We start from the raw sequence: 17033 nt of genomic DNA, 5'->3' as shown, positions 1-17033 counted from the left end.
GCGGACGAAGGGCCGGTCTCCCGTGCGGAGCCCGGCCCTTCGCGCGTCCTGGGACGGTCCTCTCAGAGAAACTCGTTCGCCCGCTCGAGGTCCTCGGCGAAGTCCACCTCGACGGCGTACAGGTCGGAGACGTCGACGGGGACCACCTGGAGCCCGTCCTTCTCGATCGCGACCTCGATGCCCCGCTCGAAGTAGTCCTGGTCGCCGACCTCGGCGAGCCGCGCCACGAGCGCGGCCTTGTCGGCCGGGGCGACGAAGTTGATGCCGACCGCCTCACCGAGCGCTCCCTGGACGGTCTTCGAGAGCTCGTCGATCCGCCCGTCGGCGTCGACGGTGTACTTGACCTCCTCGTCACCGACCGCCGCCGTGTTGACGCTGACGAACGACTGCCCCGACTCGATGTACGGCTTGAGCCGCTCGAGGACGCGCGGGTCGAAGACGACGTCGCCGTTCATCCACAGGACCCCGCGGTCGCCGGTCACGCGCAGCGCCTTGAGCAGGCTCTTGGACGTGTTCGTCTGGTCGTAGATCTCGTTGTACGCGAACGTCACGTCGGGTGCCGCCTCGAGGATCTGCTCGAGCTTGAACCCGACGACGACGAGCACCTGGACGTCGCGGCCGAAGGCGCCGCGGACGTTGCCCAGCTGCTGGGCGAGGATCGTGCGCCCGTCCTTGAGCTCGGTCAGCGGCTTGGGGAACGGCCGCCCGAGGCGGGTCCCCATCCCGGCGGCCAGGATGACGACCTGGGGCGCGTTGCTCACGGTGTGTCCTTTCGTCTCTCGCTCCGGCTCGCCGACGAGCGGAGCACCGGACCGACTCTACCGACTGCGCCCCTCCTGTCCGGCCGCGTCACAGCTCGCGCGCGTCGTCCTCCAGCAGGACCGGGATGCCGTCGCGCACCGGGTACGCGAGCGGGCGGTCGGTATCCGTGGAGTGCAGCTCCGGCTCTCCGGACGGGCCGGTGCCGTCCACGAGGCGGGCGCCGGTCACGGGACAGCGCAGGGCCTCGCGCACCCAGGGGTCGATCTGCAGGCTCATGCTCGCTCCTCGTCGTCGTGGGTGCGCACGAGCGACAGGACGTCGTCGCGCACCTTCTCCATGATGTCCTCGTCGGCCGCCTCGACGTTGAGCCGCAGCAGCGGCTCGGTGTTCGACGCGCGGAGGTTGAACCACCACTGCGGGTGGGAGTCCCAGTGCGAGACGGTCAGCCCGTCGAGCTCGTCGACCTCGACCGGACCACCGCCCTGCTGCGTCACGTAGGCCTCGACGACGCGCGCACGGGCAGCGGGCACGTCGGCCACGGTCGAGTTGATCTCCCCCGAGGCGACGTACGGCTCGTACATCTCCCCCAGCGCCGACAGCGGGTGCGGCTGCGACCCGAGCGCGGCGAGCACGTGCATCGCCGCGAGCATCCCCGTGTCCGCGAAGAAGAAGTCGCGGAAGTAGTAGTGCGCGCTGTGCTCGCCGCCGAACACGGCGTCGTTCTCGGCCATCTGCGCCTTGATGAACGAGTGCCCGACGCGCGTGCGCACGGTCCGGGCCCCCGCGGCACCGAGGAAGTCGGGGACGGCGCGCGAGGTGATGAGGTTGTGGATCACGGTCGGCGTGCGCCCCGCCTCGACCTCCTTGGCGACCTCGCGCAGCCCGACGAGCGCCGTGATCGCCGACGGCGACACCGGGTCGCCGTGCTCGTCGACGACGAAGCAGCGGTCGGCGTCACCGTCGAACGCGAGCCCCAGGTCGGCGTCGTGCTCCACGACGGCGGCCTGGAGGTCGAGCAGGTTCTTCGGGTCGAGCGGGTTCGCCTCGTGGTTCGGGAACGTGCCGTCGAGCTCGAAGTACAGCGGCACGACGTCGAGCGGCAGCGCGGGCAGGCCCGCGCCGGTGCCCAGGACGGCCGGCACGGTGTGGCCCCCCATCCCGTTCCCGGCGTCGACCACGACCTTGAGCGGCCGGATCCCCGACAGGTCGACGAGCGAGCGCAGGAACATCGCGTAGTCGGCGAGCGTGTCGCGGTCCGTGACCGATCCCGGCTCGTCCGCGGCGGCCGGGAGGCCGTCGTCGAGATACCCCTCCGCGAGCCGGCGGACCTCCGCGAGCCCCGAGTCCTGACCCACCGGGCGCGCCCCCGCGCGGCACAGCTTGATCCCGTTGTAGACGGCCGGGTTGTGGCTCGCCGTGAACATGGCGCCCGGTACGCCCAGCGCGCCGGACGCGTGGTAGAGCCCGTCCGTGGAGCACAGGCCGATCCGCACGACGTCGACCCCGGCCTCCGTGAGTCCGGCGGCGAACGCGTCCACGAGCTCGGGCCCGGAGTCGCGCATGTCGTGCCCGACGACGACGCTCGCCCGGCCCGGCGCGTCGTCGGCACCGCCGCTCGCCTCGGGCAGGACCACCGTCCGGGCGAACGCGGCACCGATGGCCTTCGCCACCTGGGGGTTCAGCTGGTCCGGGACGGTGCCGCGGACGTCGTACGCCTTGATGAGGTGGGAGAGGTCGGTCGTCACGCGCCCCAGCCTATCGGCGCCCGCGTCCGTCGCCGCCGGTCGGCGGCGCGCCCGCTACTGCCCGCCGGCCGCGTACCGCGCCTCGGTGCGCGCCTTCGCGGGGCGCCACCACGCCTCGTTGTCGCGGTACCAGTCGACCGTGCGGGCGATCCCCTCGGCGAACGACGTGTAGCGCGGCGCCCAGCCGAGCTCGGTGCGCAGCCGCGTGGCGTCGATCGCGTAGCGCAGGTCGTGCCCGGCTCGGTCGGCGACGAGGTCGTAGTCGGCGCGGTCGCGCCCGAAGATCTCGAGCAGGTCACCCACGACGTCGAGGTTGGACCGCTCGCCGTCCGCCCCGACGAGGTACGTCTCGCCGACGACACCTCGCTCGACGATCGCCCACACGGCGTCGTTGTGGTCGTCCACGTGGATCCAGTCCCGGACGTTCTGGCCCGCGCCGTACACCTTGGGCCGACCACCGTCGAGGAGGTTGGTGATCTGCCGCGGGATGAACTTCTCCACGTGCTGGTACGGGCCGTAGTTGTTGGAGCAGTTGGAGATCGTCGCGCGCACGCCGAACGAGCGCACCCACGCGCGCACGAGCAGGTCGCTCGACGCCTTGGTCGACGAGTAGGGCGAGGACGGGTCGTACGGCGTGGACTCGGTGAAGCGGCCCGGGTCGTCGAGCTCGAGGTCCCCGTAGACCTCGTCGGTCGAGACGTGGTGCAGCCGGACCCCGTGGCGGCGCACGGCCTCGAGGAGGGTGAACGTCCCGACGACGTTGGTCCGGACGAACGGTGCCGGGTCGGCGAGCGAGTTGTCGTTGTGCGACTCGGCGGCGAAGTGCACCACGAGGTCCGTCGACGCGACGAGCCGGTCCACGACCGCGGCGTCGGCCACGTCGCCGACCTCCAGCGCCACCCTGTCGCGCACGGGGTCCAGCGACCGCTCGTCGCCCGCGTAGGTGAGGGCGTCGAGCACGACGACGTCGACGTCGGGCCGCGTCTCGACCGTGCGTCGCACGAAGTTCGCCCCGATGAAGCCGGCCCCGCCGGTCACGAGCACCCGCACCGACGACCTCCTCGACCCGTTCCCCTGCCGCCCGCGAGTCTAGCGACGGAGGTCCGCGCGCACCGGCGCGTCGCACGGCATTTCACCCTCCCCCGCCCCTCCTGCTCGTGAGAGCCTGCCGGGATGAAGGGGATCGTCCTGGCAGGTGGCGCGGGCACGCGCCTGCACCCGATCACGCTCGGGGTGAGCAAGCAGCTGCTGCCCGTCTACGACAAGCCGATGGTCTACTACCCGCTGTCGACGCTCCTGCTCGCCGGCATCCGCGACGTGCTGGTCATCACGACCCCGCACGACGCGGCGGCGTTCCACCGGCTGCTGGGGGACGGGTCGCAGCTCGGCGTCTCGATCTCCTACGCCGTGCAGGCCGAGCCGAACGGCCTCGCCCAGGCCTTCGTGCTCGGGGCCGACTTCCTCGACGGCGACTCGGCGGCGCTCGTCCTCGGCGACAACATCTTCTACGGGCCGGGTCTCGGGGACCGGCTCCAGCGCTTCGCGGGGATCGACGGCGGCGCCGTGTTCGCCTACCGCGTCGCCGACCCGACGGCGTACGGCGTGGTCGAGTTCGACGGGTCCGGGCGCGCGCTGAGCATCGAGGAGAAGCCGGCCCGGCCTCGGAGCAGCTACGCGGTCCCCGGCCTCTACTTCTACTCGGCGGACGTGGTCGACGTCGCGCGCTCGCTCCGGCCGTCGGCGCGCGGCGAGTACGAGATCACCGACGTCAACCTGCACTACCTGCGCGAGGGACGGCTCCAGGTCGAGGTCCTGCCGCGCGGGACGGCCTGGCTCGACACCGGGACGGTCGACTCGCTGCTCGACGCGAGCGACTTCGTCCGCACGATCGAGAACCGGCAGGGGCTGAAGATCGGAGCGCCGGAGGAGGTCGCGTGGCGACGCGGGTTCCTCTCGGACGAGGAGCTGCGCGAGCGGGCGACCGCGCTCGCGCCGTCGCGCTACGGCACCTACCTGCTGTCGCTGCTCGACACGTGAGCGCCGGCGTCCTCGAGCCCGGCGAGGACGCGCGGGGCGGCGGCACGCCACCGCGCGCGCCAGTCCCCGACCGGCTCCACCCCGAGGCGGCGCAGCGCGTCGTGGCCCAGGACGGACCACGCGGGACGAGGCGCAGGCCGGGCGAAGGCCGCGCTCGACGTCGGCCGGACGCTCCCCGGGTCGAGCCCCGCGGTCACGACCACCTCCCGTGCGACCTCCCACCACGACGCCTGGCCCTGGGCCGTCCCGTGGTAGGCGCCGCCGGGCGCTCCCGCGCCGACGAGACGCACCACGAGGTCGGCGAGGTCCACGGTCCACGTCGGCTGACCGACCTGGTCGTCGACGACGTCGACCGATCCGCGTTCGCGCACGAGGCGCGCGATCGTGCGGGGGAAGCACGCGCCGTGCGCGCCATAGAGCCACGCGGTGCGGACGACCAGGGCGCCGGGGTGCACGGACCGCACCGCCCACTCCCCGGACGCCTTGGAGCGCCCGTACGCGGAGCGCGGCGCGAGCGCGGCGTCCTCGGCGTAGGGCCTCGCGTCCGTGCCGCTCACCCCGCCGTCGAACACGTAGTCGGTCGAGACGTGGACGAGCCGGGACCCGTGCCGGGCCGCGGCCCGGGCCACGTGCTGCGCCCCCACCGCGTTCACGGCGAACGCTCGTGCCTCGTCGTCCTCCGCCGCGTCGACCGCGGTGTACGCGGCGGCGTTGACGACCACGTCCGCCCCCCGCACCGCGGCGTCGACCGCCGCGGCGTCGGTGACGTCCAGCCCCGCACGGTCGAGCGCTCGCACGTCCTCGCCGCGCGAGCGCAGCAGGGCGACGAGGTCCGTGCCGAGCATCCCTCCGGCACCCGTGACCGTCCATCGCACCGCGACCACCTCCGCACGCACCCTACCGAGGAGCAGCATGAACGCCCGTGAGCTGACCGTCCCCGGCGCGTGGGAGCTCACGCCGCGCCAGCACGCCGACGAGCGCGGGGTCTTCCTCGAGTGGTTCACGGCCTCGGCCCTGCGCGAGGCGACCGGACGCGACCTCGGCCTGGCGCAGGCGAACGCCTCCGTGTCGGCCGCCGGAGTGGTCCGCGGCGTGCACTACGCCGACGTCCCGCCCGGTCAGGCGAAGTACGTGACGTGCGTCGCGGGGTCCGTGCTCGACGTCGTCGTGGACCTGCGGGTCGGTTCCCCGGCGTTCGGACGCTGGGACGCGGTGACCCTCGACGCGCACGAGCGCCGCGCCGTCTTCCTCCCGGAAGGCGTGGGGCACGCGTTCATGGCGCTCGAGGACGGGTCGACCGTCGTCTACCTCTGCTCGAGCGGCTACGCGCCCGAGCGTGAGCACGGCGTGGACCCGACCGACCCGGACCTGGCGATCGACTGGCCGACGACCGGGCCGCACGGGCGCGCGCTCGTCCCGTCGTTCTCCGCGAAGGACGCCGCGGCCCCGTCGCTCCGGGCCGCGCTCGAGGCCGGTGCGCTCCCCCGCGCCGACGAGGTCGACGCGTTCGTGCGCACGCTCAGGGCCTGACGGGTCAGTCGCCCTCGGCGCGCAGCACGCGCAGGTGGCCGCGTCGTCCGACCTCGGTGACGTCCGGCGGCTCGGGCTCCGTCCGGACCTTGCCCGCCTCGCGCACCGCGTCCGCGAGCGCCGACAGGTCGTCGTCGCTCGGGCCGGTCTCGACGAACTGCGGCGAGAGGCGCACGACCTCCCAGCCGCGCGGCGCGGTGAGGCGCTCCGCGTGCTCGGCGCACAGGTCGTAGCTGTGCGGCTCGGCGAGGTGCGCGAGCGGGCCCAGGACCGCCGTGGAGTCGGCGTAGACGTAGGTGAGGGTCGCGACGGCGGCACGGACGCACGCCGTGCGCGAGCACTGCCTGACGGATCTCACGCGCTGACCTTACGCCCTCCGGGCGTGTCGTGGGGTCGGCACACGCCGTCCGGACCCCGTGGCGCCGCAGGTGGGCGCGCTGCGCCGGGCGTCGGCGGGCTACAGTCGTCGTGTGCGTGGCAACACTCCCTCTCCCGGCTCGCGGCCAGAGCCCGCCGGCACAGGGCGCCGAGCCCGCGACCGCTGGTCGCGGCGTGGCGCCGCAGCCCCGCCCCCGGTCTCGTTCGACGAGCTCGTCATCCCGCCCCGTGCACCGGGCCCGGGCGGCCACGGGCCGGTGCCGCGACGCCGCGACCGCCGTGGTCGCGGGATCCGCGGGCCGCTCCTGCCCCCCACCGCACCTGCGAGCCGCACCCGGGCGGAGAAGTTCGACGACGTCGTCGTCGACGTCGTCGAGCGGGTCGAGCGCTCATGGGCCAAGCAGCTGCGCGGGACGGAGTTCGCGGTGGAGGACGTCCCGCCCTCCGACCCGGCACCCTGGGAGGACGGCGGCGTGCCGCTCGGCCGGTGCTTCCCCGCGGAGTCGGGACAGCCCGCACGCGTCGTCGTCTACCGGCGCCCGGTCGAGGCGCGCGCGTTCGACGCCGAGGACCTGGAGGACCTCGTCCGCGACGTGCTCGTCGAGCAGGTCGCGCACCTGCTCGCGCGGACCCCGGAGGAGATCGACCCCCGGTACACCGGCGACCGCTGAGCCGGCGCAGGTCCCTAGTCCCCGAGCCCCGCGGTGTCCGACGCGCGGACCGCGACCTCGCCGGGTGCGGGCGCGTCGACGACGGGCAGCAGGACCGACAGCAGGCTCGGCGTCTCGTCGCCGTCGTCACCGCTCGGCGGACCCGCGCTCGCCGTGACCGACCAGACCGGGTCCAGGTCCCCGCGCGGACCGACGACGTCGACCGTCACGGCCGCGACCACCGCCTCCGAGCCCTCGGCCCGCAGCGTGGACGGGTCGAGCGTCTGGGCCGTGCCGGAGGCGAGCGTCACGGTCGTCGTCCCGGCCTCGGCGCCGTCCTCGTCGTAGGCGCGGACGCGGAGCTCGAGGCGTCTGTCCGCGTCGTCGCCGTCCTCGGCCGCCTCCGTCGTCGGGACCGCCGCGAGCGTGAGCGCCGACGACGTCCCGGGGACGAGCGCGACCTGACCGGCCCGCGCGCCGTCCTCGTCGACGGGCGCGTCCCCGCCCGCGGGGGCGCTCGTGGCGGGCGCCAGCGCACGGGCCGCGACCCACGCCCGGTCGTACTGACGCTCCTCGTGCAGCAGGTCGGGGTCCGCCTCGCCGCGCCGGTCGACCGACGCCCCCGCGACGACGGGGACGTCCGCGTGCACGGCCACGGCGTACGACCCGGCGGGGAGACCGCCGAGCGAGACGTCGGTGACGACCCCGGGCGTGAGGGCGACGTCCTCCACGCCGCGCAGTGGCACGGGCCCGTCCGCGCCGAAGACGGTCACGCGCGCGGTCCCGGCCGCGTCGCCCGGGGCGAGGAGGCGCAGCTGCGGGGCGTGCGGGTCGTCGACCGCCTCGCCGGCGCTCGCGACGCCGGAGAGGGCCAGGTCGTGCGCCGGCTCCGCGCCCGGCACGACGTAGTCGACGCCGAGCGGGACCAGCCCGTCGAGCGTGGAGTGCTGGAGGTACGCGGAGACGAGCCCGCCCGTCGCCGAGACGTGCACGACGAGGCGCCGCTGCTCGGGGGCGGCGGCCTCGACGAGGGTCACGACCTCCTCGCCCGGGCCCACGAGCTGCTGCCCGCCCCCGGAGAGCACCGCCGCGCCACCCTGGCCCCAGACGTCGACCTGCACGACCGCCGGCGTGAGGCCGGGGTTCTGGAGCACGAGCTGGGTGCTGCTGCCGATCTGGGTGCTCCCGCCCACGAGCCACTGGCTGATGCCCGGCCGTGCGCAGCTCGCCGCGGCGAGGCCGCGCAGGTCGCCGGCGGTCGTCACCGACCCGACCGACGCCGCGACCCGCGGCCCGGCGCCCTCGCCCGGGCGGACGGTCAGGACGGTCCCCGCGGCGGGGTCCTCGACGGTGCTCACCGTCGCGTCCGCGTCGGGGGCGCGCTCGAGCGTCCGGGCGTCGGCGCGCGCGGCCGTGCCGTCGAACGCGCCGAGCTCGGCCGACCCGTCGCCCTCCACGACGGCGCGCAGACTGCTCTCGGTGCCCACCGGCGCCGGGCCGAACTGCGCGTCGCCGACCGTCTCCGGGTCGGTGAGCCGCGCGGGGCCTGGGCAGACCGTGACCTCCGGGCCCGGCTCGACCGCGACCTGCTCGACCGCGTCGACCGGGGCCGGCGCCGCGGGGACGAGCGTCGCGCCCGTGCTCCCGAACGCGGCCACGGCACCGGCCGCCAGCATCCCGACCAGGCCGGCGCCCGTCGTCGTGACGCGCCGCACCACCCCGCGCCGTCTGCCGCGGGACGTCCCGGCGCCCGCCTCGTCGGGGGCCGCCTGGCCCTGACCCGTCTCGTCCTGCGTCGTCACCGCGCTACCTCGTCCCCGCCCGCCGACGCCGTACCGGCACCGCGAGCAGCACGTACACGAGCAGGGTCACCCCTGCCACCGTCATCCAGCCCGACCGGTGGTCCGCCGCGTGGTACACCTCGAGGTGCCCGTCGGCGGCACCGAGGGCGAACGCCTGGAGCCCGCCGGTGGTCGACGGGTCGACGACCTCCAGGGGGCGGCCGTCGAGCGTCGCCCGCCACCCGGAGGAGGCGTCCTCCGCGAGCACGACGACACGGTCCTCGGACCCCGCCGGCACGGCCGTGTCGACCGGTCGGAGCGCCTCACGGTCGGCGTCGAGCGGCTGCGTCCCCGCGGACGACTCGACCCGCGCGTAGGCGGGGTCGACCCGCTCAGGCGCCACGCGCCACACCAGTCCCGCCTGGCCCTCCGTCATGCGCTCGAGCCCGGGCACCGTGTCGAGCCGTGCCACGAGCTCCGCGCGCGCCTGGTCCTGCTCGGCCGACGCCGGCAGGAGCACCGCGCCCACGCCGAGGCGCCCGAGGCCGTCGGCCACGTCGGCGGACGTCCCGGAGACGAGGTCGGCGACGAGCCGGGGCAGCTCGCCCTCGGTCGCGCCGGGGTCCGCGGCCCGCCACGCCTCCACGACGACCGAGGAGTCGACGGCCTGCGGCCCGTCCGAGCGCAGGGCCGCGTACTCGACGACCCCGCCCGGAGCGAGCTCGAGGCTGAGGACCCGGGCCTGGCGCGGGGAGGACTGCATCTGTCGACCGACCGGCGGGACGACGGGCTGGGTCGTCGCGCGGACCGCGCCGACCCGCGCGTCGTCCCGGTCGAGCACGCCCGCCGTCCACGACGCCGCGGCGCCCAGCGGGAGCAGCGTCACGACGAGACCGAGCGCGACGACGGCGCCCGACCGCCAGGGCGGGGCGCCGCCGTCGGGCAGCCGCGGCGCCCCGACGAGAGCGGCACCGAGGAGCGCGAGCAGCGCGAGCGAGATGCCCGCCCCGGGCCAGCCGGTCACCGGAGCGTCCGGCGTCGTCCCGGCCGCGACGACCGTCGAGCCGGCGAGGACGGCTGTCGCGAGGCCGATCGCCGCGACGAACCACGCGCCGACGGCGAGGCGACGGCCGCGGAGCACGGCCACGGCGGCGAGCGCCACGACCACCGCGCCGGCCGCGAACGGCGCCCACCGCGCGAGCAGGTCGACGGCGCCCGAGCCGTCGAGGCCGAACCATGCGTCCGGCGTCACCGGCAGGCCGAAGAGCTGCTGCCACGGCGGCGCGGCCGTGGCAGCGACGGGCGCGCCGGGGTCGGCGAGAAGGAGCCGCCACCCGCCGTCCCCCGCGGTCCTCACCACGTGCACGAGGAACGGCGCGAAGAGCACGACGGCGGGGACGGGCACGAGCGCGAGGTAGCGGCGGTGCGCGGGGACCCCGACCGCGGCCACCACGAGCACGAGCACGCCGACCGGGAGGAGCACGGGCGAGCCGGCGACGACGACGGCGAAGAGCAGGCCGGCGGTCGCGGCCGCGGCGAGCGACCCCGGCTCGCGCCGTGGGGCAGGACGCGCGGCGTCGGGCGTGGCCGGCGCGACCGCGTCGACGCGCTGGAGCCCGAGGGCGCGGACGATCGCGAGCGCGAGCCACGGCAGGGTGGCGTGCACGAGCACCGCGCCCACCCGGCCCGCACCGACGGCGGTGAGCAGCGCCGGCGCGGCCACCCACACGAGCGTGGCCCAGGCACGCGCCGGGACCGAGCGGACGAGGGCGCCCGCGGCGAACCAGGCGCCCAGCCCCGCCGCGACGAAGCACGCCGGCACCAGCAGGTTCACGGCGGTCTGCGTCGCGCCCCCCGCGAGCAGGGAGGCGGGGACGAGCGCCGTGACGTAGGGGTCGGCCGGCGCCGGCGCGCCGAGGCCGGTCGTGACCCACCCGGTCGTGGCGGCGCGCCAGACGTCGCCGAGCGTCCCCGTCGCGGGGAGCAGCGAGCCGCCGACGAGGCGCCCGCCGGCGAGCAGCGCCCCCGCGAGCGGGCCGAACACGACGGCGGTGTAGACCCCGAGGACCACGACCGTCGCCGCGAGCCCCGCTCGTCGCCGCAGGGCGAGGGCGCGCAGCTCCCGTCGCTCGATGTCGGTCGGGGCCCACGCGGTGCGCCGCTGCTCCGCCCGGGCCAGACGACGGTCGCGGCGCTCGGCGAGGACCTCGCGCCACGTGCCCCGCAAGGGGCGCAGGGCACGACGCGGGAGTCTTCGGGTGCGCCGGGCGGCGCGCCGCGCGCGCCACACGGGCCCGACCCGCACGAGCGCCCACAGCGGGGCGAGCAGCTCGTCCCGCGCGTGGCCGGGCTGCTTGACGAGCAGCCGGTACGCGGCGTGGAACGGCGCGCCCAGCACCATCGCCAGAGCGACGAACGGCAGCCAGGGCGCCGCCACACCCACGAGCCGCGCGTGGAGCTGCGACCGGCGCCGGGCGGCGGACGAGGAGTCGGGGTCGGGCGCGGGGAGCGTGGTCGCGCCGCGCCGCCGGTCCCGCAGCCCGAGGAGCGACGCCTGCGCGTGCCGCACCACCGCCGACGGCACGACGATCACGCGATGCCCGGCGAGCCGTGCCCGGCGGCACAGGTCGAGTCCGTCGCCGAACGGCCCGTACTCGGGGTCGGTCCCACCGAGCTCCTGCCACACCGTGCGGCGCACGAGCGCGCCCGCGAGCCCGACGGCGAGCACGTCGTCGCGCGCGTCGTGCTGACCCTGGTCGATCTCGTCGTCGTCGATCCCCGTCATGCGCCGGCCCAGCGGCGTCGTCGTGACGCCGACCTCGACGAGGCGGCTCGCCGTGCCCGGCTCGAACGGCGCGGCGGGACCGCTCCCCGTGCCCACCGTCCACCGCTCCTGCTTGGGCCCCGCCACTGCGACCGCGGTCGAGTGCTCGACCGCGCGCAGGAGCTCGGCGAGCGCGTCCGGCGCGGGCGCCGAGTCGTCGTGGAGCAACCAGAGCCACGTGCCCGGCTCGACGTGCGCGAGCGCGGTGTCGACCGCGTCCCCGAACGAGCGGGCCCGCGGGGCCGCGACGAACCGCGCATCCCCCAGCTGGAGGCCCTGGTGCTCGCGCGTCGCGTCGCCGGTGGCGGCGTCGACGACGACGACCCCGTGCGGGCTCGTCGTCTGGGCCCGCAGCGCGGCCATCGTGTGCGCGAGGAACGGCGTGCTCCCGCGCGTGACGACCACGGCCGTGACGGTCGTGACGACGGGCAGCGCCCCGGTGACGGCGGCGACGATCTCGGGTGCCGCGATGACGCCCGGCACGGCAGCAGCACGCGCGGCCGCCCCCGGCGTGAGATCGCCGGGGCGGGCGCTGCGCGCGGACGTGGTGAGGTCGGAGGAAGTCATGTCGCGTCGATCATGCGACGGACACGGCTCCGGGCGCGGCATTTGCGCGCCCCGGTGTGGCGGGGTGTCGTGACCCCGTCACGGTGCGGCTCGGCGACCCGTACGAGGAACCGCCCGCGGTGCGCTCGTCGTCAGACGACGCGGCGCTTGAGCTTGCGGCGCTCGCGCTCCGAGAGACCGCCCCAGATGCCGAACCGCTCGTCGTTCTCGAGCGCGTACTCCAGGCACTCCGCGCGGACCTCGCAGCCCGTGCAGACCTTCTTGGCCTCGCGCGTGGACCCGCCCTTCTCCGGGAAGAAGGCCTCCGGGTCCGTCTGGGCGCAGAGCGCCCGCTCCTGCCACCCCATGAGCGAGTCGTCGACCGGCTCACCGAAGAGCGGCAGCACCGGTGCCACGCGCTCCACCTCTCGTTCAGCGTCGGAGGGGAAGACCCCTCCCGTCCCGTCCAGCATGTTCCACATCGTGCGCCCCTTCATGCCGTTCGCCGGGCCTCGTGGCGAGAACCCCGCCGGAAACTGCATTGAAGAAATTACACGCGTGTCGTCCTCAGGCGTCAAGCCGAAATGTGATAGCGAGGAGGAGGCGAGGGGTGAAATTCCGACATGTCGGGAGCGGATACCAGCACTCTAGGGTGGTGTCCATGGTGACCGCTCCCCATCCCTCCGGACCTCACGCCGAGCGCCCGGCGCACGTCTCTGACCTGCTACGTCTCGTCACCCGAGACCCGGGCCGGCCGCGGCTCACGTGGTACGGCGACGACGGCGAACGCGTCGAGCTCTCCGGCGCCGTGCTCGAGAACTGGGTCAACAAGACGACCAACCTTCTCGTCGAAGAATTCGACGCCGGCCCCGGCACGCGCGTCGTTCTCGACCTTCCCGTGCATTGGCGCACCGTCGTCTGGGCGCTCGCCGCATGGCGCGTCGGAACCACGGTCGTGCTCGCGCCCGCTGAGGACGACGGTACGACGGGGACGGACGGCACGCGACCGGACGTCGTCGTGACGACCCGCCCCGACCGCTGGACCGGCACTCGCGCCGAGCTCGTGGCCGTCGCGCTCCCCGCGCTGGCACGTCGCTTCGACGGCGACCTCCCGGCCGGCGCCGTCGACGCCGCGTCCGCCGTCATGACGTACGGGGACCAGGTCGGCTGGGCTCCGGAGCCGGACCGCGGGGCGGCCGCGCTCGAGAGCGCCGCCGGGACCGTCGCCTCGCACGCGGACCTGGTCCCGGACTCTCCGTCCCCGGAGGGCGCGTCCACGGGCGCCCGCGTCCTGGCACGAGGCGGAACCTCCCTCGAGGAGGCGCTCCGCACGGTGCTCGCCGTCCTGGCCGACGACGGGTCCGTCGTACAGCTCTCCCCCGGCCGCGCTCAGGCGCTGGCCGTGGACGAGGACGCGCTGGCGCGGCTGGTCGCCACCGAGCGGATCACGGTCTCCTGACGCCGGTGGCGCGCACCCCTGCGGGTGCGCGCCACCGGACGCGGGCGTCGCGCGGGCGACGTGGGAGGTCAGGCGTCGACGCCGCCGCTCTCGATCGCGGTGCCCCGACCGAAGTGCGGGGCGAGCTTGTTGTCCACCATCGAGAGCGCGGCACCGATCGCCATGTGCATGTCGAGGTACTTGTACGTGCCCAGGCGCCCACCGAAGAGCACGTCCTGCTCCGCCGCGGCGAGGTCGCGGTACTTGAGGAGTCGCTCACGGTCGGCCGCCGTGTTCACGGGGTAGTACGGCTCGTCGGCGCGCTCGGCGAACCGCGAGAACTCGCGCATGATGACGGTCTTGTCCGTCGGGTAGTCCCGCTCCGGGTGGAAGTGCCGGAACTCGTGGATGCGGGTGTAGGGCACGTCCGCGTCGGCGTAGTTCATCACGGAGGTCCCCTGGAAGTCGCCGACCGGGAGCACCTCCTCCTCGAAGTCGAGCGTGCGCCACGACAGGTCGCCCTCGGCGTAGTCGAAGTAGCGGTCGACCGGCCCCGTGTACACGACCGGGACGTTCCCCACGACGTTGCCCTTGCTCACCGGCTGCGACTCGTCGAAGAAGTCGACCCCGAGGCGGACCTCGATGTTCGGGTGGTCCGCCATCCGCTCGAGCCACGCGGTGTACCCGTCGACGGGCAGACCCTCGTGCGCGTCGTTGAAGTACCGGTTGTCGTACGTGTAGCGCACGGGCAGGCGGGAGATGATCGACGCCGGCAGCTCACGCGGGTCGGTCTGCCACTGCTTGGCGGTGTACTCGCGGATGAACGCCTCGTACAGCGGGCGACCGATGAGCGAGACGCCCTGCTCGTCGAGGTTCTCCGGCTTCTTGTCCCCGAGCTCGGCGGAGAGCTCCTTGACGAGCTCGCGCGCGGCGTCGGGGCCGTGCGCGGACCGGAAGAACTGGTTGATCGTCCCGAGGTTGATGGGCATCGGGAAGACCTCGCCCCGGTGCGTGGTGTACACGCGGTGGACGTAGCTCGTGAACGCGGTGAACCGGTTGACGTACTCCCACACCCGCTCGTTCGACGTGTGGAAGAGGTGCGCCCCGTAGCGGTGCACCTCGATCCCCGTCGTCTTCTCGGCCTCGCTGAACGCGTTGCCGCCGATGTGCGGCCTGCGGTCGATCACGAGGACCTTCCGGCCGTACTCCTCGGCGATCCGCTCAGCGACGGTCAGGCCGAAGAAGCCCGATCCCACGACGACAAGATCCGCGTCCACACACACTCCTAGTCTCGGCACGACAGCCCGGCAAGCCTATCCGGTACGTCACCGTCGGCTGACGCCTCCGTCACCCGTCGCAGGCGGTGATCCGCCACAGGCGGACGTCGCCCTCACGCGCGACGACCTCTCCGACCCTGCGCACCTCGCGAGCGTCGAGCCCTTCGAAGCCCTCGGGGTGGCGGCCCCACAGCATGCTGTCCGAGGTCAGGACGTACTCCACTCCCGTCCGCTCGAGCGCCTCGCACACCGCCTGATCAGTCCCGGCGTCCCCGAGGCTCTGCGCGATCAGATCCTGATCCTCGGTCGTGAGACTCTTGCTGTGAGGGAACAGCGACTCGCGGTCCGCGAGCGCCCACGTCATGCTCGCCCCGTTCCACGGGTTGCCCGCGATCACGACGCCCTCGGGGACGATCTGCTCGATCTCGTCCATCATCGCGACTTCGTCCTCGTCCACGAACGCGTTGTCCCGACCAGCCTCCGGAGTCGAGTAAGCGTCGCGGACGTAACGGATCGACCCGGTGTAGGGGTCCGTCCGAGGCAGGACGACGAGCACGAGGAGAGCCGCGACGGCGGCAAGCACGGGGAACGACGTCGCCCGCAACCAGCGCGGGTCCGATCCGTGGTCGCGGGCGAGTCGCGAGAGCCCGTCGACCACGGTCGCCAGCCCGATCGTGGCGAGGGGGACGCCCAGGAGCGGGAGGAGCGCGGCGAGGCGCTGGACGTCGCCGTACCAGTAACCCGTCAGCAACTCACGGGTCGACTCCCCGGAGCTCGCCGCGACGATGAAGAGCATGGCCAGCAGCGCGTAGGAGAACGGGAGCCAGCGCCACCGGCGGACGACGAGCGCGACGACGGCACCGACGAGGAGCAGTCCGGCCACGAACAGGTTCGCCTGCCCGTCCGGGTGCATCGCGGACAGGCCGACCGCGTCATTGATCGCGTCCGTCCTGGACAGCCTGGCTGGCCACGAGACCTGGCTCCGGAACTCGGCAACCATGGGGACGAGCCCGACCACCCAGTACGCGACGGTGCAGCTGACGGCGAGCACGACCGGGGCGGCGATCGCTGTCGCACGACGACCTCCCACCCATGCGCGTCGGCTCACGTGCGCGACGAAGTGGACGAGGAGGGGAAGCACGACGTAGCCCACCGTGAACAGGGCGTTCGGATGGGCCAGGATCATCACCACGAGACCCGCGCCCGTCAGCGCGAGCGGCGCGACACGTCGACGACCGCGACCGTGCCAGAGGGTCAGCCACGCGAGCGCGATCACCGTGGGAAGCAGCGCGTACGCGAGCAGGTTCGGATAGAGGATCCCGAAGGCCGTGAACTGGTTGGGGAACTGCGTCATGGAGAACGCCATGACCGCGGTGAGGCCGAGCAGCACCGGCCGCGGCCCGAACAGCACGCGTGCCAGGACGAGGACCGACGCGGGCCACACGAGGCACGCGATGACGAGGGTGGTCCAGTTGGCTCCAGCGACGACGTCGGTGCTGCCTGTCGACTCCAGCACGAGAGTGACGAACCCGTGCCACAGGCCCGGGTAGAAGGACGAGGCGAGCTCCGGGGTGGTCAACGTCATCTTGAGCGAGGACGCGTCCCCGGTCTCGAGCATGAGACGCAGCGAGTTCAGGTGGTACGGAGTGTCGTAGGTCTGCGGAAACTGGTCGGGTCCGCCGAAGGCGCCCATGAGGCGCCGCGCCTGCAACCCGGCGGCGACGAGCACCGCGACGGTCACGGTGACCAGAACCTGCTTTCGTGACCGGAGACCTCGCGCCACGAACGGCGACCGCCATCCCCCGGAAGCGAGCCTCGCCAGCCAGGCGACGCCGGCGAACACGACGGTGCCGGCCACGACCACGAGCAGCGACCATCGCACGCCGAGCAGCCCACCACCGATCGCGGAGACACCGACGACGAGCGACGAGAGCAGCGGCGCGCTCCCCCACGCGACGAGGCCGCGGAGGCCCCCGAGATACCCGACCGCCAGCCCCGGGCCCCCGAGCAGCAGCACGGCAACCACGCCGAGATGAGCGGTCGACAGCCACTCGAGCACAATGCC

The 17033-nt window shown here is 74.4% G+C and carries 15 protein-coding genes; 4 read left to right on the top strand and 11 right to left on the bottom strand.

The features are described 5' to 3' along the window. Positions 1-62: 62 nt before the first annotated feature. The 4 genes from FB00_RS06765 to rfbB all read right to left on the bottom strand — a co-directional run bounded on the left by FB00_RS06765 (position 63) and on the right by rfbB (position 3557). Entirely contained in the window at positions 63-761 is a 699-nt protein-coding gene (locus FB00_RS06765) for a phosphocholine cytidylyltransferase family protein (protein WP_260665667.1), read from the bottom strand. 88 nt (positions 762-849) lie between these two features. After that, on the bottom strand, positions 850-1038 hold the full coding sequence (locus tag FB00_RS06760) for a Trm112 family protein (RefSeq protein WP_047232120.1): 189 nt from the start codon (positions 1036-1038) through the stop codon (positions 850-852). Then, positions 1035-2507, bottom strand: coding sequence for a phosphomannomutase/phosphoglucomutase (locus FB00_RS06755; RefSeq protein ID WP_047232119.1), 1473 nt, complete (start codon positions 2505-2507; stop codon positions 1035-1037). The genes FB00_RS06760 and FB00_RS06755 overlap by 4 nt, the downstream gene beginning before the upstream one ends. Positions 2508-2561: 54 nt before the next feature. Next, entirely contained in the window at positions 2562-3557 is a 996-nt protein-coding gene (gene rfbB, locus FB00_RS06750; protein ID WP_047232118.1) for a dTDP-glucose 4,6-dehydratase, read from the bottom strand. Between the two features lie 123 nt (positions 3558-3680). On the opposite strand from rfbB, the gene rfbA reads away from it, so the two are divergent. Next, entirely contained in the window at positions 3681-4544 is an 864-nt protein-coding gene (gene rfbA / locus FB00_RS06745; RefSeq protein ID WP_047232117.1) for a glucose-1-phosphate thymidylyltransferase RfbA, read from the top strand. Here the strand turns inward: rfbA and rfbD are convergent. Then, a complete protein-coding gene (gene rfbD / locus FB00_RS06740) occupies positions 4517-5419 on the bottom strand; it encodes a dTDP-4-dehydrorhamnose reductase (RefSeq protein ID WP_047232202.1) in 903 nt (300 codons plus the stop codon). The two genes, rfbA and rfbD, sit on opposite strands and share 28 nt — an antisense overlap. 37 nt (positions 5420-5456) lie before the next feature. Between rfbD and FB00_RS06735 the strand changes: the two genes are divergently transcribed. Next, on the top strand, positions 5457-6074 hold the full coding sequence (locus FB00_RS06735) for a dTDP-4-dehydrorhamnose 3,5-epimerase family protein (protein WP_047232116.1): 618 nt from the start codon (positions 5457-5459) through the stop codon (positions 6072-6074). A gap of 4 nt (positions 6075-6078) precedes the next feature. On the opposite strand, the gene FB00_RS06730 is transcribed toward FB00_RS06735, so the two are convergent. Next, positions 6079-6432, bottom strand: coding sequence for a DUF3499 domain-containing protein (locus FB00_RS06730; protein ID WP_047232115.1), 354 nt, complete (start codon positions 6430-6432; stop codon positions 6079-6081). 112 nt (positions 6433-6544) lie between these two features. Here FB00_RS06730 and FB00_RS23075 point away from each other — a divergent pair, with 112 nt between their 5' ends. Then, entirely contained in the window at positions 6545-7123 is a 579-nt protein-coding gene (locus FB00_RS23075; RefSeq protein ID WP_082141074.1) for a metallopeptidase family protein, read from the top strand. Between the two features lie 14 nt (positions 7124-7137). Here FB00_RS23075 and FB00_RS20995 read toward each other — a convergent pair whose 3' ends face one another. The 3 genes from FB00_RS20995 to FB00_RS06710 form a co-directional block, all read right to left on the bottom strand. Then, complete coding sequence (locus FB00_RS20995) at positions 7138-8904, bottom strand: DUF5719 family protein (RefSeq protein WP_052877505.1); 1767 nt, start codon at positions 8902-8904, stop codon at positions 7138-7140. A gap of 4 nt (positions 8905-8908) precedes the next feature. Beyond that, positions 8909-12274, bottom strand: coding sequence for a glycosyltransferase (locus FB00_RS06715; protein WP_052877504.1), 3366 nt, complete (start codon positions 12272-12274; stop codon positions 8909-8911). Positions 12275-12405: 131 nt separating this feature from the next. Beyond that, positions 12406-12735: a WhiB family transcriptional regulator gene (locus FB00_RS06710; RefSeq protein ID WP_082141085.1), complete on the bottom strand. Its 330-nt coding sequence runs from the start codon at positions 12733-12735 to the stop codon at positions 12406-12408. Between the two features lie 179 nt (positions 12736-12914). Between FB00_RS06710 and FB00_RS06705 the strand changes: the two genes are divergently transcribed. After that, positions 12915-13712, top strand: a complete 798-nt coding sequence (locus tag FB00_RS06705) for a TIGR03089 family protein (RefSeq protein ID WP_047232114.1) — start codon at positions 12915-12917, stop codon at positions 13710-13712. Between the two features lie 68 nt (positions 13713-13780). Here the strand turns inward: FB00_RS06705 and glf are convergent, their stop codons facing one another. Together glf and FB00_RS06695 are read right to left on the bottom strand one after the other, a co-directional pair. Further along, positions 13781-14968 carry a UDP-galactopyranose mutase gene (gene glf, locus FB00_RS06700; RefSeq protein ID WP_047232113.1) on the bottom strand — a complete coding sequence of 396 codons (1188 nt, stop codon included), beginning with the start codon at positions 14966-14968 and terminating at the stop codon, positions 13781-13783. A 70-nt stretch (positions 14969-15038) separates the two neighbouring features. Further along, positions 15039-16994 (bottom strand): DUF6541 family protein, encoded by a 1956-nt coding sequence (locus tag FB00_RS06695; RefSeq protein WP_156186324.1) that lies wholly within the window; start codon positions 16992-16994, stop codon positions 15039-15041. Between the last annotated feature and the right edge of the window lie 39 nt (positions 16995-17033).

Origin of the sequence: Cellulosimicrobium funkei (assembly GCF_001019615.1) — a bacterium.
Classification (GTDB): domain Bacteria; phylum Actinomycetota; class Actinomycetes; order Actinomycetales; family Cellulomonadaceae; genus Cellulosimicrobium; species Cellulosimicrobium cellulans_E.
This window is presented reverse-complemented; position numbering and strand designations above follow the sequence as displayed.